The sequence below is a fragment of the Mesorhizobium sp. M8A.F.Ca.ET.207.01.1.1 genome (assembly GCF_004794715.1).
Classification (GTDB): Bacteria; Pseudomonadota; Alphaproteobacteria; order Rhizobiales; family Rhizobiaceae; genus Mesorhizobium.
Window position 1 is genome coordinate 476,579 of the sequence record NZ_SRUS01000005.1, and the last position, 22,373, is coordinate 498,951.

The following is a 22,373-nucleotide window of genomic DNA, read 5'->3' on the forward strand; positions in this document are numbered from 1 at the left end:
AACCTCGGCGGGTTGGATATCGGTCTCGGGCCGGTGCGATCGATCGCCGGCACCTCAAGAGCAGTGTTGGAGATCTCGCGGAGCGCTATTCGGCGGCGATCCTGGCGCGCTGCCGGCCGAACAGCGCCAGGCCGACATCGTCCACCGCAAGGCCGACGCGGGACCGGATCGCTTCGGATGCCAGCACGCCGTCTACGAAATCCTTCTCCGACGCATAGACGGCCGTCGGCAGCGCAAAGGCTTCGAAGAAGCCGAACAGCGGCCGCAACTGATGCTCGACGATCAGCGCATGGCGATCGCCGCCGCCGGTCGCCGCCAGCAGCACCGGCTTGCCCCTGAGGGCCGCCGGATCGACGAGATCGAAGAAATGTTTGAACAGACCGGTATAGCTGCCCTTGTAGGTGGGCGAGCCGACCACCAGGACATCGGCGGCCAGGATCCGTTCGAGGATGGCGCGAGCCCGTTCGTCAAGGTCGCGCGTCCCTTTGGCATTGCCGAGGCTGGGGCCGAGATCGACGATGTCATGGGTGCTGGCGGTGAGGCCGTATCGCCCGGCGATCTCCGTCACGATATGGTCCACGAAACCGCGGGTCTTGGAGGGCCGCGTGAAATTGCCGGAGAAGCCGACAATGGCCGGATTGGTCATGATGGATGCCCTGTGATCTGTTCGAACCGGTCTGCCAGAATGTCCATAGTTTTTATAGACATTGCTGCTGAACGAAAGGAATTGACGGTCGCCGTTGGACGAAATCGGAGAAGATTTTTCTTCATGCGAGCCACCCCTGAAGAAGAAGCATGGCGGTGCCTGGCGAGGCGCGGGCGGAGGACGAAGCGGCGGCAGGCGCGGAACCGCATTGCCATGCTCTCATCCCTGAAAGGCTGCCTTTCGAATTGGCCCAATCCCGGAAATGACTATCCCGCGACCCGAACGATGAGCTTGCCGAAATTCTTTCCCTCGAGAAGCCCAAGAAAGGCCCGCGGCGCATTCTCGATGCCGTCCACGATATCCTCCCGGTAGCGCACACGCCCGGACGCTATCCATTCGGCCATCTCGCGATAGAAGGCCGGGCGTTGGTCGACAAATTCGCGCTGGATGAAGCCCCTGATCGTCAAGCTGCGATGCAGCACTTGCTGCATCAGCACCGGCAGCCGGTCGGCGCCGGAATCGGCAGGGATGTTGTACTGCGCGATCAACCCGCAGACAGGAACGCGCGCGAACTCGTTGAGCAGCGGAAACACCGCGTCCCAGACAGGACCGCCGACATTCTCGAAGTAGACGTCCACGCCGTCGGGGCAGGCTGCCTTCAATTGCTCGGCGAAATCTTCGGCGCGGTGATCGACGACCGCGTCGAAGCCGAGCTCCTCGCGCACGAAAGCACATTTTTCGGCGCCGCCGGCAATGCCGACGGCACGGGCGCCCTTGATGCGCGCGATCTGGCCGACCGCCGATCCGACCGCGCCGCTGGCGGCCGCCACGACCACGGTCTCTCCGGCCCGTGGCCGTCCTATGGTAAGCAGGCCGGCATAGGCGGTGAAGCCAGGCATGCCAAGCACTCCGAGCGCGGTGGTGACAGGCGCCGCCGCGGCATCGAGCTTGCGCAGCCCGATGCCGTCGGACAGGGCAAAGCTCTGCCATCCCGAGTGAGACAGCACGATATCGCCCTCGTCGAAGCCGGCATGGCGGGATCTGACGACACGCGCAACGGTGCCGCCTTCCATCACGCCGTCGATCTCGACCGGCTTCGCATACGACCTGGTCGCGTTCATGCGGCCGCGCATATAGGGATCAAGCGACAGATAGAGTATCTGCAGCAGCAGTTCGCCCTCCCCCGGCTCACCGACAGCAACGGTCTCGACGCGGAAATCGCTTTGTTCCGGCCGGCCCTGCGGCCGCGCCGCAAGCACGATGCGGGTGTTGGTCAGCGTCGACATTGCCTGGCTCCTCTCGACAGACGTTCTAAGCGAAGAACCGGTTGGGAGGCCGTTTCAGGCCGAGATTCTCACGCAGCGTCGATCCTTCATATTGCCGCCTGAATATGCCCCGCCGCTGCAGTTCGGGCACAACCTTTCCGACGAAATCGTCAAGCCCGGCAGGCAGATAGGGAAACATGACATTGAACCCGTCGGAGCCTTCGGCGACAAGCCATTCCTCCATTTCGTCGGCGATGGTCCCTGGCGTGCCGACGAAGGCCAGGCCGGAATAGCCACCCAGCCTTTGCGCGAGCTGCCTGACGGTGAGCTTCTCCTGACGCGCCAGCTCGATGACGCGCTCGCGGCCGCTCCTGCTGGCATTGGTTTCGGGGATTTCCGGCAAGGCGGCATCCGGGTCGAAGCCGGATGCATCATGCCCCAGCGCGACAGACAGCGAGGCGATGCCGCTTTCGTAGTAGACGAGATTGTCGAGCCTGGCCCGCTTGGCCTGCGCTTCCTCGACGCTGTCGCCGACGATGACGAAGGCTCCAGGCAGGATCTTGATGTCGTCGCGCGAGCGGCCGAGTTTCTGCGCCCGGCCCTTGACGTCGGCAAAGAAACGCTGGCCGGCGGCGAGGTCGGCATGGGCGGCGAAGATGACTTCCGCGGTCTCGGCCGCCAGCTGCCGCCCGGCTTCCGACGCGCCGGCCTGGACAATGACCGGCCAGCCCTGCACCGGGCGGGCGATGTTGAGGGGGCCCCGCACCGAAAGATGCTCGCCCTTGTGATCCAGCACATGCAGCCGGGCCGGGTCGAAATAAAGCCCGCTCTCGGGATCGCGGATGAAGGCGTCGTCGGCGAAGCTGTCCCACAGCCCGGTCACGACATCGTGGAATTCCCGCGCCCGCCGGTAGCGCTCGTCATGCTCGACATGTTCGTCGAGACCGAAGTTCAGCGCCGCGTCAGGATTGGATGTGGTGACGATATTCCAGCCGGCGCGGCCGCCGCTGATATGGTCGAGCGAGGCGAAGCGGCGCGCGACATGATAGGGCGCGTCGAAGGTCGTCGATGCCGTGGCGACCAGCCCGATATGATCGGTGACGGCGGCCAGCGCCGACAGCAAGGTGAATGGCTCGAACGACGTCACCGTATGGCTGCGCCGCAGCGCTTCGATCGGCATGTTTAGCACGGCCAGATGGTCGGCCATGAAGAAGGCGTCGAACTTCGCCGCCTCCAGCGTCTGGGCGAAGCGCTTCAAATGGGCAAAGTTGAAATTGGCATCCGGATAGGCGCCGGGATAACGCCAGGCGCCTGTGTGCAAACTGACCGGGCGCATGAACGCGCCGAGCCGCAACTGCTTTTTGTCTGTCATGGGCAAGGCATCCCGAGCGGCATTGTTCAATCCATCGCTGCGACAGGCGGGGCGGTTCGGCGTTTCACACAATCGCCGAACCGCTCCAACTGTCAGGCCGCCGTCGGATAATCCGTATATCCCTTCGAACTGCCGCCGTAGAATGTATTGCTGTCCGGTGCGTTCAACGCGGTGCCGCCCCGCAATCTGCGGACGAGATCCGGATTGGCGATAAACAATTTGCCGAATGCAACCAGGTCGGCACGCCCGGACCGCACCGCGGCTTCCGCGAGTTCCCCGTCATAGCCATTGTTGACCAGCCAGGCGCCGCCGCCGCCCGCATCGCGATAGGCGGCCTTGAAGGAGGCGTAGTCGAACGGCCGCTCGCCCTGCTGAAAATCTCGCGCTCCACCCGTCGCGCCTTCGATGACGTGGACATAGGCCAATCCATAGCGGCCGAGTTCCCTGGCCACGTGTTCGAACAAGGGCTGGGGTTCGGGGTCGGAGGAGTCATTGGCCGGTGTCACCGGCGAGAGCCGGATGCCGGTCCGGCCGGCGCCGACTTCATCGACGACCGCCTCCACCACCTCGAACAGGAAGCGGGCACGGTTTTCGATCGAACCGCCATAGGCGTCGGTACGATGGTTGCTGCCCGAACGCAGGAACTGGTCAAGAAGATAGCCATTGGCGCCGTGGATCTCGACGCCATCGAAACCGGCGACCTCGATAGCCGCTTTCGCGGCGCGCCGAAAATCCTGCACGATGCCCTGGATCTCGCCTTCCTCCAGCGCCCGCGGCTCGGACGTCTCGGCAAAGCTGCCGCTGCCGTCGGCTGCGACCAGGAACGTCTTCGACTTCGCGCGGATCGCCGACGGCGCAACTGGCATGCCGCCTCCCGGCTGCAGCGATGTGTGGGAAATCCGACCCACATGCCAGAGCTGAACGACGATCTTGCCGCCTTCGGCGTGCACTGCGTCGGTGACCTTCTTCCACCCGGCGAGCTGTTCTGGCGCGTAAAGACCCGGCACGTTCGCATAGCCCTGGCCCTGATGAGTGATCGCGGTCGCTTCGGTCACGATCAGGCCCGCGGTGGCACGCTGGCGGTAATAGGTGACGGACAGATCCCCTGGAACCGCATTCGGCGAGCGATTGCGCGTCAGCGGCGCCATGACGATGCGGTTGGCGAGGGCGAGGTCGCCGGCCGCTATCGGGTCGAAAAGTGTGGTCATCGGAAGGCCTTTCATACTCAAGCAAATGCAGGTTCAGATATCGGAGAGCGAAGCGCGGAAAGCGGCGATCGTTTCGTCGTTCCGCCTGTAGAAGACCCATTGACCAAGGCGGCGTGTGGTCACCAGATCCGCCGATGAAAGCGTGGCGAGATGGGCCGACACGGTTGATTGCGACAGACCGCAACGTTCGAACTGCCCCGCGCAAACGCCCATGGCCAGTGGATGTTCCTGGCTCGTGAAATGCATTTCCGGCTCTTTCAACCAGTTCAACATTTGGCGCCGAACCGGATGGGCCAACGCCTTCAGGATGGCATCGTGATCCATGAATTCCCCGTATATCGCCAGTAGCCGATATTTATATCGCACCTATGCGATCCGTAAGGAACGACATTCTGTTTTTGGCGACCGATGCGAAACACTTGCCCTGGCGGCACAGCCTGCATGGCGGTTCAAAGGCGTTTGTTCGGAACCTGATCGGCCCGCGGCTGTTTTGCGTTCAGGCAAACACGGAGGCAGCCATGGCACGCGACAGGACCGAATATGAAACCGGCGCACGGAAGTATCCCGCCAGGACCGGCCCGGATCCGAGCGACGATTTCTCGCCCGATGCGGCGGGCAACAAGCCGCCGGCAGGCGGGATGGGGCTCACGCGACAGGCGGATCAGACAAATGAGAAAACACATCAGTCCGAAGGCCAGAACCCGCCTGGCAAGGCGACACCCAGCCCTGCAACCGAAAAGACATCCGGTGCGGGCCCGGCGATCTCCGAACGTTCGAAGGACGCGAAGTCTCCAAAATCGGGCCGCCAACCCGGCGCCTATGTCAAGGACTGACGCGGACGGGCGGCGACACATTTCGACAAGCTTATGCGTCGCGCTGACCTTTCGGTTTGGCGCGCGAACTTTCTTCAGCCGAGGAGACAGCCATGGAGACGAAATCCCGGACCGCCGGTGAAGCCGCCAAGCAGCGCCATATCCAGCGCGGCGTCGATGCCAAGGACAAATCGAAGCGCAACGGCAAGGCGGAGCACGCCATGCAGGCAGGCGCGCGCACCTATCCCGAGCCGCCCTTCCCCAAGCAACATCAGGCCAAACCCGGGCATGAAGCGGCGATCGAACCTGCCCCGCTCTACGATGCTCCCTATTATCTCGGATCAAGGAAACTCGAGGAGAAGGTGGCTCTCATCACCGGCGGCGATTCCGGCATCGGTCGTGCGGTGGCGGTATTGTTCGCCCGCGAAGGCGCCGATGTCGCGATCGTCTACCTGGCCGAGGACAGGGACGCCGAAGAGACGAAATCCGCCGTCGAAAAAGAAGGTCGACGCTGCATCCTGATCAAGGCCGACGTCAGCGAACGGCAGGATTGCCACGATGCCGTGGCGGCCACGGTCAAAACATTCGGCCGCATCGACGTGCTGGTCAACAACGCCGCCTTCCAGGTCCATTCCAGCGACTTCGGCGACCTGACCGAAGAACATTTCGACACGACGCTGAAGACCAATCTCTATGGCTATTTCCATATGGCGCAGGAAGCGGTGCCGCACATGAAGCCGGGCTCGGCGATCGTCAACACCGGTTCGGTTACCGGCATAGACGGCTCGAAGCAACTGGTCGACTATTCGATGACCAAGGGCGGCATCCATGCCTTCACGCGCGCGCTTTCGGGCAATCTCATCGCCAAGGGCATCAGAGTGAACGCGGTCGCGCCTGGCCCGGTGTGGACGCCACTCAATCCGTCCGACAAGCAAGCCGGCGACGTCTCGAAATTCGGCGCGGACACGCCGATGAAACGGCCGGCACAGCCGGAGGAACTGGCTCCGGCCTATGTGTTCCTGGCCTCTCCGCACTGCTCGAGCTACATCACCGGCGAGATCCTGCCGATCGTCGGCGGCTACTGAGGTCATCGCAATGTATTTCATTGCCTTGGCGACCGATTATGACGGGACGCTCGCGCATGACGGGGCTGTCTCCAAGAAGACGCTCGCCGCGTTGGAGCGGTTCAAGAAAAGTGGCCGTAAACTGCTTCTGGTCACCGGACGCGAGCTGCCCGACCTCAAGCGCGTGTTTCCCGATGTCGGCCTGTTCGACAAGGTCGTCGCCGAGAACGGCGCCCTGATCTACACCCCGGCGAGCGAGGAGGAGCGGGTGATCTCGCTATCGCCGGAGCCCAAATTCGTCGCCAGACTGAAAAAGCAGGGGGTGAAGCCACTTTCGGTGGGACGTTCGATCGTCGCCACCTGGGAGCCACACCAGGCGACCGTGCTCGAAGTCATCAAGAAGATGGGGCTCGAGCTCGAAATCATCTTCAACAAGGGTGCGGTGATGATCCTGCCGAGCGGGGTCAACAAAGCCACCGGGCTGGCTGCCGCGCTCGAGGATCTTCGCCTGTCGCCGCATAATGTGGTGGGTATCGGCGACGCCGAGAACGATCATGCCTTCCTGCAGGCCTGCGGCTGCAGCGTTGCGGTCGACAATGCCATACCCGCGGTCAAGAGCACCGCAACCCTGGTCACGCGCGGTGCACGCGGCAAAGGCGTCGAGGAACTGATCGCCAAGCTGATCAAGCGCGACCATGGGATCGTGCCGAGGCGCCACGACGGCATTGTTCTGGGATCGTCAGGTGGCGACGACATCTATCTGTCGCCGACCGACAGCGTGCTCATCGCCGGCAGTTCGGGCATCGGCAAATCCACCCTGGCCACCGCGCTGACGGAACGCTTCGTCGAGAACCGATTTCAGTTTTGCGTCTTCGACCCTGAGGGCGATTATGATGGCCTCGAGGGTGCGGTTCGGCTGGGGGACGGATCGAGCGCGCCCACAAAGGCGCAGGTGCTGGATCTGGTCGCCAAGGCCGACAGCAATGTCGTCGTCAACGGGCTTTCGCTGCGTGTCAACGAACGGCCTGATTTCTTTGCCGACCTGCTGCCTGGCCTTGGCAGCTTCCGCCGCCGCACCGCGAGACCGCATTGGCTGGTCATCGACGAAGCGCACCATCTTCTTCCGAAGCGCCGCGACGATACGCGCTCCGTGCTCTCCCTGGAACTGCCGGGCACAATCCTGATCACCGTCCATCCCGAAGCGATTTCGACCGACGCCCTGCGCCTGGTTACGGCCGTTATCGCCCTTGGACCGACGGCGAAGGACGTGGTGAAGGCCTTCTGCCGCGAGACCGGCATCGAGCCACCGAAGGACATTCCCACGCCCAAGGGCGACCGGGTTCTTTTCTGGCGGCCGCAGGTGCGCAAAAAACTCACGACGGTCAAGGTGATCGAACCTCGCCAGTCTCTCAAGCGCCACAGCCGCAAATATGCCGAGGGCCAACTCGATGAGACCGGCAGCTTCTATTTCCGCGGTCCCGACGATGCAATGAACCTGAGGGCCCATAATCTGATGATCTTTGCCCAGATGGCCGAAGGCATAGACGACAAGACCTGGGAGTTCCATCTGCGCGCGGGCGACTATTCGAAATGGTTCCGCCACCAGATCAGGGACAAGGACCTCGCCCGCGAAACCGCCGAGGCGGAAAACGACAGGAAGCTTTCGGCGGAAGAGAGCCGCAAACGGGTGCTCGATGCCGTACGGCGGCGCTACACCGCACCAGCGACGGCGCCCGAGGAGTAGCAGCCAGGCCGCGGTCATGGGCGATGCCGGGAACGGCGGTTCGCCGACCGCGTTGGAACCCGGGCGCCGGCCTAACGTTCAACCTCCAGCGAGAAGGAGTAGCGATCATGCCACGAGGCGAGAAATCCAAATACACCGACAAGCAGGAACGCAAGGCCGACCATATCGCCGAAGGCTATGAGAAGCGTGGCGTCTCCGACAAGGAAGCCGAGCGCCGCGCATGGGCAACGGTCAACAAGGACGATGGTGGCGGCAAGAAGGAAGGCGGCTCCGGGCGTGGCAAGCACACGGGCCATCCAGCAGCGCACAAGGGCGGCAAGAGCGGCGGAAAGGCGTCGGCTTCCCGATCGGCCGCGAGCCGGTCCGAATCGGCAAAGAAGGCGGCGGCGACGCGCAAGAGGAATGCCGAACACCACGCCCACTGAACGGCTCAATGAAGGACAGGTTTGCCCTCCCCCTGGACACGCCTCCCATGGAGGCCAAGGCCGCCGATGCCCTCCCGGAAGGCGAAGGCCTTTGGCAATACGAGCCCAAATGGGACGGGTTTCGCTGCCTCGCCTTCAAAGGCGACAGGGATGTCGACCTGCGCGCGAAATCCGGCAAACCTCTCGGCCGTTACTTCCCGGAGCTCGTCGCCATGCTGCAGCAGGTCGAGGCCCGCAACTTCGTTGTCGATGGCGAAATCGTCATCGAACTCGAAGGCCAGCTTTCCTTCGACGCACTGCAGATGCGGCTTCACCCGGCCGAAAGCCGTATCCGCAAGCTGAGCGTGCAAACGCCGGCGCGGCTGATCCTGTTCGACATGCCGGTTGCGCCGGACGGGACGATCCTGCTTGACGAACCGTTGTCGAGCCGCCGCCGGGCGGTCGAAGGCTTCGTTCGGGATAGCGCCAAACCCGGCTTGCGGCTCTCGCCCAGCGCGACCGATCCGGCGGCCGCCAGGCGCTGGCTGGAAGGGGCCGGCCACGGCCCCACCGATGGCGTCGTCGCCAAATTGCTGGCCGACCCCTACCGGCCTGGCGAACGCGCGATGGTCAAGGTCAAACGGTTGCGTACGGCCGACTGCGTGGTAGGCGGATTTCGCTATCTGGCCGGCAGCAAGGAGGTCGGCTCGCTCCTGCTCGGCCTCTACGAGGAGAGCGGCAAACTCAACCATGTCGGCTTTACCTCGACCATCGGCAGGGACGACCGGGCCGGCGTCACCCGAAAGCTGGAAAAGCTGCGTGGCGGACCTGGCTTCACCGGCAAGGCGCCAGGCGGACCGAGCCGCTGGAGCGCGCAGCGCAGCGGCGAATGGGAACCCCTGCGGCCGGAACTGGTGGTCGAGGTCCGCTTCGATCACGTCACCGGCGACAGGTTCCGGCATGGCACCAAATTGTTGCGCTGGCGGCCGGACAAGGCGCCGCGCCAGTGCACCATGCGGCAGATCCAGTGAGGGAGTTCGCCCCGCGGCGGCGCGTGGGCCGAGCCGGAGGCAGCCTCTTTGCGAGACGGCTGGAACAACCGTCCCGATAGCAAGTTGAGTCCCAGCTACACCGATGGTGGGCTTCACGACAATTGGAGATGACAATCATGGCGACTGCGAAGAAAGCGGCAACGAAGGGCCTTGAAGCCTTGTTCCTCGACGGGCTGAAGGACATTTACTATGCCGAGAAGAAAATCCTGAAGGCGCTGCCGAAAATGGCAAAGGGCGCCGAATCCGAGGACCTTGCGGCGGCGTTCGAGAAACATCTGGCGGAGACCGAGGGCCAGGTCGATCGCCTCGAACAGGTCTTCGAGCTTCTCGACAAGCCGGCCCGGGGCAAGACCTGCCCCGCCATCGACGGCATCCTCGAGGAGGGTTCGGAAATCCTCGAGGAATACAAGGGCGCCCCCGCGCTGGACGCCGGGCTGGTTGGGGCGGCGCAGGCCGTCGAACACTACGAGATCGCGCGCTACGGCACGCTGATCGCCTGGGCCGAACAGCTCGGCAAGGGCGACGTGGTCAACCTCCTCAACGCGACCCTCGAGGAGGAGATGGCGACCGACGAGGCCCTTTCCAGCCTTGGCGAGGGCGGCGTCAACGAGCGTGCCCTGGAACAGGCCGCCTAGGTGGCAAGTTTGTGCCCCGGGCGCCAGGCGACCGGGGCAACTCCTCAGGATTTCGGAGAACGACGATGGACCCCCGCAAAACAGAGCAACCGGCGGTGCAGCCCGAAGACCCCGACGAAACCGAAGGTCCCGCCATGGGGCAGCAGGACTGGGACGCGCTCGCAGGGGCGAAAATCCTTCCCGACAATGCGGCGGTGGAAGACGGGGCCGAGGAGGAAGGCGACTTGCCCGAGGAAGACGACGACAACCCCTACCAGGAAAGCGACGAGGCATTGCCCGACGATGTCGAGGAGGCGGTCATTTCACGCGATCCTTCGAGGGAAGGCGGCCGCTTCGACGAAGAGTGACCCCAACGACGTGCGCAATCCGGTCAGCCGGCCGCATGCATCGGGGGCTCTTCATTCTCGTCGGGATTGGGTAGCGGCGCCTCGTCGGGCAATCTGTCCGGCTCCGGTTCGCCGATCGGCTCGGGCTTCCAATTGGGGGCCGGCATGGGCACATCGCGGTTGGGATCGGGTTCTCTCGGATCTGGCATCAAGTCTGTCTCGCTTTCGGCGCGCGGAGCGGGCTGGCTGGCTATCGAGGCGAACGACCGCCTCGGGGGTCAAAGAAACCGGCGGCCCGGATGTTCCGTCACATAATATTTCTTGAACCATGCCGGTGATCCAGGCTGCCCTGATCATCATGGACAGTCTATCGAAAACAGGAGTTCTGGCAGCTTCTGTCGAAGCGCATGCGTCAATCCCGTAGTGCCAGGCCAGTTGGATGGCGGCCAGTCTTCAGCTGGGGATCATACCGGCGCAGGAATTTGCGCAGCGGCAACTCGAACAGGATGTACATCCGCCAAGCGAAAAGAACTGATGTTGCGGTGCCGATCACGATGATGAGGTCGGCAGGAATCGGAAAAACGGTCCACACCATCAAAAGCAGCGTTATCGGCAGAGTGTGGATCAGATAAAGCATATAGGAGGCATCACCGAGAACCGTCCATGCGCTCGGCTGTGCGTCGATCTGCATCGTGCCGAAGACGATCATCGCCGCCGGGAGACCGTAAACCAGCACGCGCTGGAACCCGTTATCGCCGGCGAGAAACTCCATCGTCCCCCCTTGCGGCGCCATCCCGATGAATCCCACGGCGATCATCGCCGCGGCGCCGATCGGCAGGCACCACACCGCCGGTCTCCACTTGGGTGCATAGGCGAGAGCGATGCCAAAGCCGAACTCGATGATCAGCGGGTTGCCAAGAAACTGCAGCACCGGACCCGCCGAGCGAAACATCATTGCGAGGCCGAAGATACCGAGGAGACCCCAAAGCAGCCGCCGGTCGACGAGAACCATGGTTGCGGCGGCGTAGAACAGCATTTCGAAGCACAGCGTCCAGGCCGCGGGCAATGCTGGCGCGGTCATTTGATCCGTAGCGGGCCACAGCAGGAGTGTCGCCACCGCGTCCCGCCAGCCGAAGCCGGTTTTGTAGGCGACGATCGCATAGGGGATGCTGATCAGCAGGTAGAGCGGAACGATGCGCCGGAACCGTCTCCAGGCGAAGGATCGCCAGGTCAGGCCAGGTGCCGTCCTGGCAATAATCACCCCGGATATGACAAAGAAGATGTCTACGCCTGCGAAGCCGGCCACCTGCAAATCGTGAGGCAAAAGGCCATTGGATCCGGTGGCCGTAACGGCGGTCTGGGCCGCGTGGACATATACGACCATCAGCGCGGCAACGAAGCGAAGTACCTGCAAGGACCAGATCAAGGGCGCCAAGCCTATGTCCGTTGACCCCTTGGCAGTCGATCGCGCAGGTGCCATCCAATCGACGATCACAACCGGAATCTTCTGGTCGATGGCGGCTGCCCGCGCTGCCGGGGTTAGTTAAGCTGATTCAGGATTCCAGAACTGTTCGCCAACACCATATTTTCATAGATCACGAGGGCTGTCGTGCAGATCGCCGCGACCGAGATCGGCACGCCAAACGGCACAACGCCTTTGCGATCGAGATGCTGGACGTAGATGCGGAAGGCGCCCGCGGGCAGCAGGAATGGATTTTTCATTGCTCCTGCGGTGACGAGGGCGAAAACCAGGAGCAGCACGGAAAAAACGACGAGGTCTTCGCCGCCAGTCAGAAAAGGCACGACCGCCATCAGCTTGACGTCGCCGGCGCCGATCTTGCGCAAGACCCAGAACGGGAACAAGGCTACAAACAGCACGAGGCCGGCAGCCGCGCTCAAGCCCATGTCCAACCAGGATCCGGATCGGAGCACAAGCAGCAACAGGGACCCCACTCCCAGGCAGAGCAGCAGCAGCACATCGCGATTGGCAATCCTCTGCGTCGTGAAGTCGAGCCACGCAATCCTGGCGAGCAGCGGGATGGCGAGGGCCTTCAACAGCAGCGCTTCGACGAGCAGCATGCTAGCGCTCGATGTTCTGCACGCTCGACGACAGCAGCTTCAGATTGTTGGCTACGGTCGGATCGTTTGGTGCCAGCTCATAAGCCTTGAGGAAATTGCCGCGCGCGTCCTGCAGTTTGCCGCGCAGAAGATCGGAATAGCCGACATTGTTGTAGTATTCGGGCGACGGCCCCATCAGCTTGAAGGCGCGGCCATAGGCACGATCGGCGAGGTCGAAGCGGTGGATCCGGTCGCACGAAGCGGCCAGTCCCATCCAGGCGCCGCCGTCATTGGGGGCCAGTTGCGTCGCCTTGAAGAACAGCGCGCCGGCGTTGCCATAGTTTTCCGCGCGGAACTGGTTCTTGGCTTCGGCCACGGCTTGGTCCGATGCGTAATATTCGACGTCGCTGACCGTCTTCAATCCGTCGAACGCATCGCCAAAGGACGTCACATCGCCTTTCGAGGGTTCATTGGTGCGCACGACACCGCCAGTGGTGTCGGCGCCGTTTGTCTGGCAGCCGGCAAGGGCTGCCATCAAGAGACTGGCAGCGACGACGGTTGCGAGGCGCATTGGCCCTGTCATTTTATCCCCCAGAGTCCGGCGACTCTATTTTAGAATCAAAGCATAGAACCGTTTAGAAGAAAATGCCCTTCATGCGGATGATCACCGGCAACATGATCACCATCATGACCACCGGGAAGATGCATAATCCCAACGGGATCATCATTTTGACAGGCAGGGCGTTGGCCTTCTCCTCAGCGCTCAGAATTCTTTGTCCGCGCATCTCGTCGCTATAGACGCGCAGCGCATCCGTCAGACTGGTGCCGAGTTCCTCCGACTGCCGGAACAGCACGGCCAGGGAGCGCGCCTCTTCCAGCCCGATGCGGTCCGCGAGTTCACGCAGCGCCTCCCGCAACGGTTTGCCGGCCCGTAATTGCAGGTTCATGATCGCAAGCTGGATGCCCAGCCATTTGTGGGTGCCGGCCAGTTCGGCGCCGACACGTTCGACCGCCGCCTCCAGGCTCATGCCGGCGTCGGCACAGGTGATCATCATGTCCATGAAATCGGGGAATCCGCGACGGTAGATATTTTTTTGAGCATTCTCGAAGCGGTCGAGCAGGATAGCTGGGATCACGATGCAGGCGAGTCCGAACAACGCGGAACCGGCAAAGGCCATGAAAGCAGGGAGTTGAGGCGGGAGTACTCGTACAAGGAGGGCATAGGCAACCAAAAAGCCGATACAGACCGCGCCCAGCCGCGACAAGGTGTAGATGAGCGGAGCACTGGGTTGATAAAACCCGGCGCGAAAAAGCTTCGCCTCGAGCGCATTTGGCTCGTTGCGTTCCTTCTCCATCGATCGAAAGTAGGCGTCAACTGGACGCTGCGCCGAGATTTTGAGCAACTGTTCCTGCCCCGCGAGCGAGCGGCGGTCGACGATGCCTTCCGACGTCAGGCTCTGGGCAACCAGCTTGCGCGTCTGCAACGCCGGCAAGAAGACAAGCGCACCGAACAGGAACAGCGACGCAGCCGCCACGAACACCGCGGTGGAAACCAGGAAACTCAGTCCCTGAATATTCGATAGCAGGTTTATGGCTCGCTCCTGTCAGAAATCGAAATTGACCATGCGATACATGATGAAGTCACCCAGCAGCGCCCATGTTCCGAAGATCACGAACACCGGCATGATCAAAGGGTCGTGCCATATCTGGCCGTAATATGTCGGAGCGGCGAGCTGGAGGAGCAGGAACATTACGAGCGGGAAAAGCGAAATGATCCACGCGGACACCCGGCCCTCCGACGAAAGCGCCCTGATCTTCATCCTGAGTTTTTGACGCTCGCGCAGAACCGACGAAAGATTAGCCAGGATCTCGGTCAGGTTGCCGCCAGTTTTCGATTGGATCGACAGCGACACAGACAATAGGTGGAGGCCTTCGAAGCCCACGCGCTGGGAAAGCTTCCGCACCGCCTGTTCGATGCTCAGTCCGAAGGTGATTTCGTCGGAGACGATGCCGAATTCCGTGCCAATCGGATCGGGCATTTCGCGCGCGACCAGACCTATGGCCACCGTTGCCGGGTGCCCCGCCCGCAGCGAACGCACGATCATGTCGAGTGCATTCGGGAGCTGTTTCGCGAATTTCTGGATCCGTTTCCTGCGCGCACGACGCAGAAGCAGAAGTGGCAGGACAAATCCGGTCACCAGAAAAATCAGGATGCAAGGCAATATGGAAAAACGCAGAAGGAATGAGAAAAGCAGCGCGATCGCAAGGGCTGAGACCAGGAACATCGCGGCGAAAGTCAGCGGGTTTCCGGTAATGCCGGATTGGGTGTAGAGCCTGTTCAAGCCGACCATGCCGAAAAGAAAATCACCGGTATCCGTCAGGCCGCGTTCGCGCAGCAATCCCTGCAAGGTCCTTTCGGCCGGAACCTCATCGGACAATCGCTTCAGCCGCCGGTTGATCATGCCGGCACGGGATCGGCGATCGGCGAAAGACAGATAAAGCGCCTCGCCGGCGAGAATGACGGCCGCGGCCGTAAGCGTGTAAATAAAGTAGAGCAAGGTCTGGCCGGTGGGCATTAGAGCGCAACCTGGGGATTGAAGGCGTCCTTGGCGAAATGGTGCCCGAGAGTCGCCGCTTCCGGGGCAAAACGTGGGCGAACGCCGGTAGCGCGAAATTCCCCGACGATCTGACCGTCAACCGTCACCTCGCGACGCACGAAGGTGTAGATCTCCTGCATCTGGACGACATTTCCTTCCATACCGGTAATCTCCGATATCGATGTCACGCGCCGGCCGCCGTCGGACAGGCGCTGTGTCTGCACGATGACGTCGATGGCGGAAGCAATCTGCGCCCTGATGGACTCATGCGTCATCGGCATTCCCGCCATGCCGACCATCTGCTCAAGCCGCGAGATCGCATCGCGCGGCGTGTTGGCATGGATGGTGGTCATCGAGCCCTCGTGGCCGGTGTTCATGGCCTGCAGCATGTCGAAGGCCTCTTCGCCGCGAACCTCGCCGACGATGATACGGTCGGGACGCATGCGGAGCGCGTTCTTGACCAGCTCGCGCTGGCGAACCTCTCCCTTTCCTTCCACACTGGGCGGGCGTGTCTCCAGCCGGCCGACATGAGGCTGCTGCAGCTGCAGTTCCGCCGCGTCCTCGATGGTGATCAGGCGCTCCCTGGACGGAATGTAGCTCGACAGCGCGTTGAGCAAAGTCGTCTTGCCGCTGCCCGTCCCTCCCGAAACGAGGACCGACTTGCGCGCCTGCACGGCGATCCGCAGCAGATCGACCATTGGCGGACGGATCGAATTGAGCGCCACCAGGCGTTCGAGCGAATAGGGATTCTTGGAAAACTTTCGAATCGACACCAGCGGGCCGTCGACCGAGATCGGCCGCACCGCGATGTTGACGCGCGATCCATCCTCCAGCCTGGCATCGACCATCGGCGAGGATTCATCGACGCGCCGGCCGATGGCTGAAACGATCTTGTTGATGACCCGCAGCAGATGCGCCTCGTCACGAAAGCGGATGGCCGTCTCTTCAACCAGGCCACGCCGCTCGATGAAGACGCGTTTGTGGGTGTTGATCAGGATATCGGTGATCGTGTCATCCTTGAGCAACGGTTCGATCGGGCCGAGTCCCAGCATCTCGTCGGCAGTCTCGCTGGTGATTTGATCAAGCTCGCGAGCGTTCAGCGGCACACTGTGGCTGCGCACGAACTCGCGCACGATCGGGCGGATCTCGTTCAGAATCTCGTCCTTGGACGCGGTTTCGAGCGCGGATAGATTGAACCTGTCAATCAAATGGCGATGCAGTTCGACTTTCAGCGTCAGGAAGTCGTCGCCATGGGGTTCTATATCAACAACTGGAGAAACAGCCGGAACGATGGGCAGTACAGTCAGCGGCTCGGCCTTTGTCGCGGCCTGCTGCTCGCTTGGTCCCTTGATAAACCGCCCCAGCATAATCCCTTATACCCCTCCAGCGCATATTAGCGGAAACTAAACGTTAACCAAGCGACGCACAAGCGCCGGGGCGCCTCACATGCCTGCAATACTTTCAACATAGTTAAGGAGCGCACCCAAAAAATATCGTTTTTATTTATGATCCCCGCGTTGCCAAACATGAGTGTGCGACTAAGCTTTAGATCCTCCTGTGCCCTTGCGTGCTCCGACATCGGAATCCACTCCATATCTGGCTATAACCCCCTAGATATAAAGGGATATGCTACATATCTAAAGTAGCCGTCACTTTATTAGACCTTACGCATAATTGTGAACGAATGGTTAAGGACGCTTGAAAAATTAGACGAATCAAGCTCTTGCTGAAATTTAAAGCCGCTCTCAACTCGCAAGTTCATGTATTGGGAAGTTAAGGAACCGTTAATCCCGTTTGACTCCGCAATTTCTCGGGACCTAGGATCGAGATGACGGGGGATGCTTGGGTATGGAGTTCATCCTTGGCTCTGTCTCGTCGGGTTCAAACCTCCAAAGGGAGAAATTGACATGAAGAAGCTCATGACGATGACCCGGCAGTTCCGCGACGATGAAAACGGCGCTGCCATGGTCGAATATTCCATTCTGATCGGCATCATTGCGGCGGCATCGATCATTGCGGTTATTGCCATCGGCGGATGGGTCGGCAGCCAGTTCACCGGCCTCTGCACGAAGCTGAACGGCAAGGGCCTGAAGGCTGATGGTACCGCTGGCGGCACCTGCTGAGGCGATACAGCCATGAAAAGGCTTATCATTGCAGCCAGGCAGTTCCGCGATGATGAGAACGGTGCTGCCATGGTGGAATACTCGATCCTGATCGGCATCATTGCGGCGGCATCGATCATTGCGGTTATTGCCATCGGCGGATGGGTCGGCAGTCAATTCACCGGCCTTTGCGCGAACCTGAACGGCAAGGGCCTGAAGGCTGATGGTAGTGCCGGTGGCACTTGCTAAAAACCTTCTGGGCCGGAATCGCTCGATTTCGGCCCAGAATTCTGCGCTTTGAAGGGGCTGACATTCGCCCGGCGGGCGATGGTGGGGTGGGAAGATGCGCGCTAATACGCTTATCATGATTGTCCTCGCCGGCGTGTTCGGCGTACTGGCGGTGGTGCTCGCCAATATCTGGCTGGCCAGCCAGCGCAATGCCATGGCGCGGACGGATGACGTCCCGCACGATACGGTGGTGGTGGCGGCCGTACCTTTGAAATTCGGTGACACGCTGACCGACGACAAGTTGCGCGAAATCGCGTGGCCGGCGGGCGCGGTTCCGGCCGGCGCTTTCAAGACAACGAAAGAGATGCTGTCTGGCGAAGGCGTAAAGCAGGCGCTGCAGGCGATCGGCACCAATGAGCCTGTCCTCGCCACCAAGATCACCGGCCCCGGCCAGCGCGCCACGCTCTCGGCGGTGCTGGGCGAAGGCATGAAAGCCGTTTCCATCAGGGTCAACGACGTGCTTGGGGTGGCTGGATTCGTTTTCCCCGGCGACCGCGTCGATATTCTGCTGACGCGCACGGTGCGTGGCGACGACGGTGCGGACAAGAGTTTCGTCGACGTGCTGCTGCAGAGCATGAAGGTTCTCGCCATCGACCAGGTTGCAGATGTGAGCAAGGACAGCCCGACCGTCGTCAAGTCAGTGACGCTCGAGGTCAGCACCAAGGACGCGCAGAAGCTGACCCTGGCGGCCGGCGCCGGCCAATTGTCTCTGGCGCTGCGCCAGGCGGCGGCCAGCAAGGGCGAGGCCACCGAGCGGGTGACGCTTTCCGACCTGACCGGCGAAATGCCAGAAGACGTCGCCAAGCGACAGGCCGAGCTCGAGAAGAAAGCTGCCGCGGACGCATTGGCGGAAGCTGAGCGCAAGCGTGCCGAGGACAAGATTGCCGGGCTCACCCAGGCCGTGGAGCGCGTTGGAAGCCGGCTTGACGAGCTGGGCAAGGCTAAGCCCGCTCCAGCGGCGGCAGCTGAAGTGCGGGAAGTCGTCAAGGAAGTGGTCAAGTATGTACAGCCTGAGCCGCCGAAGAATGTGTCGGTAGGCGTGTTCCGGGGCGTGAAGCTCGAGACATATGACGTGCCGCGACAACCATGATAGTATTGCGGCATAATACCGCGCGACACGGTGGCTGCCTTAAGCAGCATTTGGGAGACGGGGATGCAGGGGACTTGGTTGAGGATGGCGGCGGGCGCGTTGGCCTGTCTGGTGGCGTTTTTGCTGTCGAGCCTCGTGGCCGAGGCGGCTGACCGCTTCATCGACGTGTCCAACCCCAGCGTCCATCGTGTTTTCCTGCCGATGTCGCAATCGGTGACAATCCAGGTAAATGCCAATCTCGGCGACATCGTCGTCGGCGACGAGAAGATCGCCGATGCGCAGCCAATGACCGACCGCACGCTCTATGTCATCGGCAAGGGCGCCGGCACCACCACGGTCAACCTGTTCTCGCCCGACAAGCGCTCGCTCGGCGTCATCCAGATCGAGGTCGGCGTCGATGTCAGCGACATGGCGGCGGCGATCCGTCAGGTTTCGCCGAGGTCGCGCATCGAAATCGGCTCGATCAACGGCAAGGTCAGGCTTGGCGGCCATGTCAAGGACGGCGCCACGCTGTCGGCGATCATGGAAGTGGCCCAGCAATATGGTCCCGACGCCATCATCAATTCCGTCACTGTCGACGACAGCCAGCAGGTCAATCTCGAAGTGCGTGTGCTGGAAGCCAAGCGCAACGCCGGCCGCGATCTCGGTGTGTCGTTCAGAAGCAGGGACAGCAATGCAACTCATTTTGGAACGGGCATCGCAGCTACCACGCCAACAGGAACGGCCCCAGGGACCCTGCTGACGGGTTTGCTGTCGAAAAGCAATCCTTTCGCGACACTGATCACCCAGATCATCGACAGCAACATCAAGGTCGACCTGATTATTGAAGCGCTCGAAGAGAAGGGCGTCGTGCGGACGCTCGCTAATCCGAACCTCACCACGCTTTCCGGTGAGCAAGCTAGCTTCAACGCCGGCGGCCAGGTCCCCATCCGAAGCGTCGACGCCAATGGCGAGGTCCAGATCGAGTACAAGCAATTCGGCGTCAATCTTCTGTTCACGCCGGTCGTGCTCGACGACGACAAAATCCATATCAGCCTTGCCCCTGAGGTCAGCGACCTGACCGGCTTCACCAGCGCCGGCGATCCGATCTTCACCAACCGCAAACTGTCAACCGTGGTCGAGTTGCGCGATGGTCAGAGCTTTGCCGTCGGCGGGCTGCTGTCCAGCAAGATCACCAGGCTGCAGGAGCAGGTGCCGTGGCTCGGTCAGGTGCCGGTCATCGGCACGCTGTTCCGCAACTCGAGCAGCCAGAAGGAAGAGACCGAACTGGTCGTCATCGTCACGCCGCACCTCGTGCGGCCGGTGAAGCCCGGCGAACAGCTGGCGACGCCTTTCGACAAGACCCGGCCCGCCAACGACCCGGAGCTCTTCCTGCTCGGGCAGCTCGAAGTGAACAAGGACATGATCCGCAAATATGAAAAAGGCGACGGCGTCACCGGCCCGTACGGCCACATGCTGGACTTCAAATCGAAGGACAAGATGCTCTATGTCAAGAAATAGCGCCTTGATCCTCATTCTGTGCGCCGGGTCGCTTTCGGGCTGCGCCGCGGACTATCTGAACCACTACGACACCGTGACCTTGGCCGCGGGCGACACGCAGAAATACAATTCCCTGCTGCAGACGGTCGACCCACTCAATCCGGCATCCAGGAACACGCATATCGAAGGCGACGGCACGCGCGCCGCCGCTGTCGCGCACAACTACAAATTTCCGCCGCCACCCCCGCCACCGCCGGCCATCACGGTCAATGTCGGTGGATCGGGTGTGACGACGCCGTGAACTGAACGGAAGGATGCGGAGGGCGCTGGGCATGCGAGGGGCCCTTGCGCGAGAGAGCAGAGAGTAAGGTCATGTTGGGGACCATTCGAGCCTTCTGGAACGATCAACGCGGCATAGCGATGATCCTGGTGGCCATCATGCTGCCCGTGCTTATCGGTTTCTCGGTGCTGGCCATCGACGTGAGCCGCGTCAACAGCCTCCACAACGATCTGCAAAAGGGCATCGACGCGATGGCGCTTGCCGCCGCCGCGGAACTGGACGGCAGATCGGATTCCATCACCCGGGCCAACTTGGCCGTGACAACCCTCGTCACCAACAACACCCTGTTTTCGACATCGGGGGATCATCCGCTGGTTTTAGCCGATATGACCGTCACCTATCTGACCGGGATACCAGCCAGCGACGACACGGCTCTTGGTGCGGCAGGCGTCGATGCCAATGGCGTCAACTGGGCAAGCACCGACCCCAAAGCAGTGTCCTTCGCGGAAGTCACTGTCAACGCGGCCGGCGCAGGTTCCTTCGCGACGATCTTCCCCGCAAGTTTCGTCGGCAGCACGGATACCATGGACATTCAACCTCAAGCCGTTGCAGGCTTTACGACGGCGGTCTGCGACTTCACGCCTGTTTTCATCTGCAACCCGTATGAAGGCGATCCCGATCACACACTTCAGCAAGCCGCTGCCGATCCGAACCTGCGCCGCCGGCAGATAGAGGTTCGCAAGGTCGGCAACGGTGCCGCCGCAGGTCCCGGAAATTTCGGGTTCCTGCAACCGCCGGACGGCGTAGGCAACGGCGCTCAGGCGCTTGCCGAGACCATTGCCACATCGAAACCGAAAGGCTGCTACGGCCGAAAAGGTGTCGACACCAAGACCGGTCAGAATGCCGGCCCGGTCCAAGACGCCTTCAACGTCAGGTTCGGTATTAGGGCCACTGGTGGCGGCTTCAACACCGCAGCTTATGGCCCGGCCGCCAACGTCCGAAAAGGCGCCTTGAAAACCTCTGGCGGTGCCGGTCAGTGCCCTGCCATGAACCAGTTGACCTTTGGTCTGGCTGGCACCATGGGGCTGCCGAGAGACCAGTCTGCCCCCTACATGAACGGCCGCATGGGGGATGGGAACTGGCCGCTAAATACCTATTGGAGCACCAATTTCGGGTCGGCTCCCATGCCTGGCAGTTGGTCGGTAACGAAGCCGACGCGGTATGACGTCTACAAGTATGAGCAATCGGCGAACCTGGTAAATCAGTCATCAACTGGTGGCGAAACAGGGACGCCTGCCAACGCATGCCCGTCGGCGATCACCTCAATTGATCGACGGCTTCTCTACGGCGCCATTATCAACTGCAACGAACTGGAAGCCGAGGGCAACGACCTTTCGGGGCACAGCGTTGGAATCCCCGTCGAGGCATTCGGCAGCTTCTTTCTCACCGAGCCTGTCATGTCTGCAGCCGACGATGCCTCGGTCATGGTGGAATTGGTCGATATTTCCTCAGGGGGTCAGGGCACCCTCGACAAGTTCGTCCGCAACGAGGCGCAGCTTTACCGATGAAACTCGCTGTCCTCTTTATCATCCTGCTTTCCGCTCCGGCGATGGCTCAAATGTCCGATACCGGTTCCAATACTCTAGGTATTTCAGCCGCCACCGCTGCATCGCAGATTAAGCTGCCGATTGCGGTCATCACCGGGGCCGTATTTCACGAGGCCAAAAGCGCCAAGGCAAAAGCCGCTGACATTGTCTACTGCGCGGCCAACAATGTTCACGACGGCGGACAGACCTTGCACCTGCAGGTATTTGCGAGTGTGTTCTTGACGGAGCCGGCCGGGGGATCGCCCGACGCCAATATGTATGGCGAGATGCAAGATATCAGCACGGTCGTCGGTCAGAACACGCTGAAGAAGCAGCGCAACGAAGCCCAATTGTACCGGTAGCGC

At 61.7% G+C, this 22,373-nt stretch carries 26 protein-coding genes; 14 read left to right on the top strand and 12 right to left on the bottom strand.

The features are described from left to right. Positions 1-85: 85 nt before the first annotated feature. From msuE to EN850_RS17765, 5 genes are all read right to left on the bottom strand, one after another. Positions 86-646 carry an FMN reductase gene (gene msuE / locus EN850_RS17740; RefSeq protein ID WP_136091907.1) on the bottom strand — a complete coding sequence of 187 codons (561 nt, stop codon included), beginning with the start codon at positions 644-646 and terminating at the stop codon, positions 86-88. Between the two features lie 266 nt (positions 647-912). Then, positions 913-1,932: an NADP-dependent oxidoreductase gene (locus EN850_RS17750; RefSeq protein ID WP_136091909.1), complete on the bottom strand. Its 1,020-nt coding sequence runs from the start codon at positions 1,930-1,932 to the stop codon at positions 913-915. Positions 1,933-1,957: 25 nt separating this feature from the next. Next, on the bottom strand, positions 1,958-3,283 hold the full coding sequence (locus EN850_RS17755; RefSeq protein WP_136091910.1) for an LLM class flavin-dependent oxidoreductase: 1,326 nt from the start codon (positions 3,281-3,283) through the stop codon (positions 1,958-1,960). Positions 3,284-3,375: 92 nt separating this feature from the next. After that, positions 3,376-4,491, bottom strand: a complete 1,116-nt coding sequence (locus tag EN850_RS17760; protein ID WP_136091911.1) for an alkene reductase — start codon at positions 4,489-4,491, stop codon at positions 3,376-3,378. A gap of 33 nt (positions 4,492-4,524) precedes the next feature. Then, entirely contained in the window at positions 4,525-4,815 is a 291-nt protein-coding gene (locus EN850_RS17765; protein ID WP_127279601.1) for a metalloregulator ArsR/SmtB family transcription factor, read from the bottom strand. A 74-nt stretch (positions 4,816-4,889) separates the two neighbouring features. Between EN850_RS17765 and EN850_RS17770 the strand changes: the two genes are divergently transcribed. The 7 genes from EN850_RS17770 to EN850_RS17800 all read left to right on the top strand — a co-directional run bounded on the left by EN850_RS17770 (position 4,890) and on the right by EN850_RS17800 (position 10,549). Beyond that, entirely contained in the window at positions 4,890-5,324 is a 435-nt protein-coding gene (locus tag EN850_RS17770; protein ID WP_245464446.1) for a hypothetical protein, read from the top strand. Between the two features lie 92 nt (positions 5,325-5,416). After that, the gene (locus EN850_RS17775) at positions 5,417-6,388 is read left to right on the top strand and encodes an SDR family oxidoreductase (protein ID WP_136091912.1); all 972 of its coding nucleotides are present in this window, start codon (positions 5,417-5,419) and stop codon (positions 6,386-6,388) included. Positions 6,389-6,398: 10 nt separating this feature from the next. Then, the gene (locus EN850_RS17780; protein WP_136091913.1) at positions 6,399-8,111 is read left to right on the top strand and encodes an HAD-IIB family hydrolase; all 1,713 of its coding nucleotides are present in this window, start codon (positions 6,399-6,401) and stop codon (positions 8,109-8,111) included. Positions 8,112-8,218: 107 nt separating this feature from the next. Beyond that, positions 8,219-8,536 (top strand): hypothetical protein, encoded by a 318-nt coding sequence (locus EN850_RS17785; RefSeq protein ID WP_023771230.1) that lies wholly within the window; start codon positions 8,219-8,221, stop codon positions 8,534-8,536. Positions 8,537-8,544: 8 nt separating this feature from the next. Further along, positions 8,545-9,546: an ATP-dependent DNA ligase gene (locus EN850_RS17790; RefSeq protein ID WP_136091914.1), complete on the top strand. Its 1,002-nt coding sequence runs from the start codon at positions 8,545-8,547 to the stop codon at positions 9,544-9,546. Positions 9,547-9,683: 137 nt separating this feature from the next. Beyond that, complete coding sequence (locus EN850_RS17795) at positions 9,684-10,202, top strand: ferritin-like domain-containing protein (protein ID WP_127281179.1); 519 nt, start codon at positions 9,684-9,686, stop codon at positions 10,200-10,202. Positions 10,203-10,267: 65 nt separating this feature from the next. Beyond that, entirely contained in the window at positions 10,268-10,549 is a 282-nt protein-coding gene (locus tag EN850_RS17800) for a hypothetical protein (protein WP_136091915.1), read from the top strand. A 23-nt stretch (positions 10,550-10,572) separates the two neighbouring features. Here EN850_RS17800 and EN850_RS17805 read toward each other — a convergent pair whose 3' ends face one another. From EN850_RS17805 to EN850_RS17835, 7 genes are all read right to left on the bottom strand, one after another. Then, positions 10,573-10,737: a hypothetical protein gene (locus EN850_RS17805; protein WP_127281181.1), complete on the bottom strand. Its 165-nt coding sequence runs from the start codon at positions 10,735-10,737 to the stop codon at positions 10,573-10,575. 203 nt (positions 10,738-10,940) lie between these two features. Continuing rightward, complete coding sequence (locus EN850_RS17810; RefSeq protein ID WP_246689234.1) at positions 10,941-11,963, bottom strand: acyltransferase; 1,023 nt, start codon at positions 11,961-11,963, stop codon at positions 10,941-10,943. A 104-nt stretch (positions 11,964-12,067) separates the two neighbouring features. After that, on the bottom strand, positions 12,068-12,607 hold the full coding sequence (locus tag EN850_RS17815) for a prepilin peptidase (RefSeq protein WP_135921402.1): 540 nt from the start codon (positions 12,605-12,607) through the stop codon (positions 12,068-12,070). Between the two features lies 1 nt (position 12,608). Continuing rightward, positions 12,609-13,169, bottom strand: a complete 561-nt coding sequence (locus EN850_RS17820) for a tetratricopeptide repeat protein (RefSeq protein ID WP_167531359.1) — start codon at positions 13,167-13,169, stop codon at positions 12,609-12,611. 52 nt (positions 13,170-13,221) lie between these two features. Further along, complete coding sequence (locus EN850_RS17825) at positions 13,222-14,172, bottom strand: type II secretion system F family protein (RefSeq protein WP_135864984.1); 951 nt, start codon at positions 14,170-14,172, stop codon at positions 13,222-13,224. Between the two features lie 18 nt (positions 14,173-14,190). Continuing rightward, positions 14,191-14,994, bottom strand: coding sequence for a type II secretion system F family protein (locus tag EN850_RS17830; RefSeq protein ID WP_246689235.1), 804 nt, complete (start codon positions 14,992-14,994; stop codon positions 14,191-14,193). A gap of 167 nt (positions 14,995-15,161) precedes the next feature. Next, positions 15,162-16,550, bottom strand: coding sequence for a CpaF family protein (locus tag EN850_RS17835; protein WP_127870465.1), 1,389 nt, complete (start codon positions 16,548-16,550; stop codon positions 15,162-15,164). 540 nt (positions 16,551-17,090) lie between these two features. Here EN850_RS17835 and EN850_RS17840 point away from each other — a divergent pair. The 7 genes from EN850_RS17840 (at position 17,091) to EN850_RS17870 (ending at position 22,370) form a co-directional block, all read left to right on the top strand. After that, entirely contained in the window at positions 17,091-17,306 is a 216-nt protein-coding gene (locus EN850_RS17840; protein WP_135864980.1) for a Flp family type IVb pilin, read from the top strand. Positions 17,307-17,318: 12 nt separating this feature from the next. Continuing rightward, positions 17,319-17,534 carry a Flp family type IVb pilin gene (locus EN850_RS17845; protein ID WP_135864977.1) on the top strand — a complete coding sequence of 72 codons (216 nt, stop codon included), beginning with the start codon at positions 17,319-17,321 and terminating at the stop codon, positions 17,532-17,534. Between the two features lie 94 nt (positions 17,535-17,628). After that, the gene (gene cpaB, locus EN850_RS17850; protein WP_136091916.1) at positions 17,629-18,663 is read left to right on the top strand and encodes a Flp pilus assembly protein CpaB; all 1,035 of its coding nucleotides are present in this window, start codon (positions 17,629-17,631) and stop codon (positions 18,661-18,663) included. Between the two features lie 63 nt (positions 18,664-18,726). After that, positions 18,727-20,163 carry a type II and III secretion system protein family protein gene (locus EN850_RS17855; protein ID WP_135864972.1) on the top strand — a complete coding sequence of 479 codons (1,437 nt, stop codon included), beginning with the start codon at positions 18,727-18,729 and terminating at the stop codon, positions 20,161-20,163. Between the two features lie 4 nt (positions 20,164-20,167). Continuing rightward, positions 20,168-20,443 (top strand): hypothetical protein, encoded by a 276-nt coding sequence (locus EN850_RS17860; protein WP_245525071.1) that lies wholly within the window; start codon positions 20,168-20,170, stop codon positions 20,441-20,443. Positions 20,444-20,514: 71 nt separating this feature from the next. Then, positions 20,515-21,990: a pilus assembly protein TadG-related protein gene (locus EN850_RS17865; RefSeq protein ID WP_135881761.1), complete on the top strand. Its 1,476-nt coding sequence runs from the start codon at positions 20,515-20,517 to the stop codon at positions 21,988-21,990. After that, positions 21,987-22,370 carry a hypothetical protein gene (locus EN850_RS17870; protein ID WP_135881762.1) on the top strand — a complete coding sequence of 128 codons (384 nt, stop codon included), beginning with the start codon at positions 21,987-21,989 and terminating at the stop codon, positions 22,368-22,370. Before EN850_RS17865 ends, EN850_RS17870 begins: the two co-directional genes overlap by 4 nt. Positions 22,371-22,373 lie beyond the last annotated feature (3 nt).

Bases quoted from the DNA above. Each gene is read 5' to 3' on its own strand.
- EN850_RS17775 (WP_136091912.1), top strand. From the start codon at position 5,417: ATGGAGACGAAATCCCGGACCGCCGGTGAAGCCGCCAAGCAGCGCCAT.
- EN850_RS17790 (WP_136091914.1), top strand. From the start codon at position 8,545: ATGAAGGACAGGTTTGCCCTCCCCCTGGACACGCCTCCCATGGAGGCC.
- EN850_RS17870 (WP_135881762.1), top strand. From the start codon at position 21,987: ATGAAACTCGCTGTCCTCTTTATCATCCTGCTTTCCGCTCCGGCGATG.
- EN850_RS17795 (WP_127281179.1), top strand. From the start codon at position 9,684: ATGGCGACTGCGAAGAAAGCGGCAACGAAGGGCCTTGAAGCCTTGTTC.
- EN850_RS17785 (WP_023771230.1), top strand. From the start codon at position 8,219: ATGCCACGAGGCGAGAAATCCAAATACACCGACAAGCAGGAACGCAAG.
- EN850_RS17835 (WP_127870465.1), bottom strand. From the start codon at position 16,550: ATGCTGGGGCGGTTTATCAAGGGACCAAGCGAGCAGCAGGCCGCGACA.
- EN850_RS17845 (WP_135864977.1), top strand. From the start codon at position 17,319: ATGAAAAGGCTTATCATTGCAGCCAGGCAGTTCCGCGATGATGAGAAC.
- EN850_RS17765 (WP_127279601.1), bottom strand. From the start codon at position 4,815: ATGGATCACGATGCCATCCTGAAGGCGTTGGCCCATCCGGTTCGGCGC.
- EN850_RS17840 (WP_135864980.1), top strand. From the start codon at position 17,091: ATGAAGAAGCTCATGACGATGACCCGGCAGTTCCGCGACGATGAAAAC.
- EN850_RS17780 (WP_136091913.1), top strand. From the start codon at position 6,399: ATGTATTTCATTGCCTTGGCGACCGATTATGACGGGACGCTCGCGCAT.
- EN850_RS17815 (WP_135921402.1), bottom strand. From the start codon at position 12,607: ATGCTGCTCGTCGAAGCGCTGCTGTTGAAGGCCCTCGCCATCCCGCTG.
- EN850_RS17865 (WP_135881761.1), top strand. From the start codon at position 20,515: ATGTTGGGGACCATTCGAGCCTTCTGGAACGATCAACGCGGCATAGCG.
- EN850_RS17755 (WP_136091910.1), bottom strand. From the start codon at position 3,283: ATGACAGACAAAAAGCAGTTGCGGCTCGGCGCGTTCATGCGCCCGGTC.
- EN850_RS17800 (WP_136091915.1), top strand. From the start codon at position 10,268: ATGGACCCCCGCAAAACAGAGCAACCGGCGGTGCAGCCCGAAGACCCC.
- EN850_RS17760 (WP_136091911.1), bottom strand. From the start codon at position 4,491: ATGACCACACTTTTCGACCCGATAGCGGCCGGCGACCTCGCCCTCGCC.
- msuE (WP_136091907.1), bottom strand. From the start codon at position 646: ATGACCAATCCGGCCATTGTCGGCTTCTCCGGCAATTTCACGCGGCCC.
- EN850_RS17820 (WP_167531359.1), bottom strand. From the start codon at position 13,169: ATGACAGGGCCAATGCGCCTCGCAACCGTCGTCGCTGCCAGTCTCTTG.
- EN850_RS17750 (WP_136091909.1), bottom strand. From the start codon at position 1,932: ATGTCGACGCTGACCAACACCCGCATCGTGCTTGCGGCGCGGCCGCAG.
- EN850_RS17805 (WP_127281181.1), bottom strand. From the start codon at position 10,737: ATGCCAGATCCGAGAGAACCCGATCCCAACCGCGATGTGCCCATGCCG.
- EN850_RS17855 (WP_135864972.1), top strand. From the start codon at position 18,727: ATGCAGGGGACTTGGTTGAGGATGGCGGCGGGCGCGTTGGCCTGTCTG.
- cpaB (WP_136091916.1), top strand. From the start codon at position 17,629: ATGCGCGCTAATACGCTTATCATGATTGTCCTCGCCGGCGTGTTCGGC.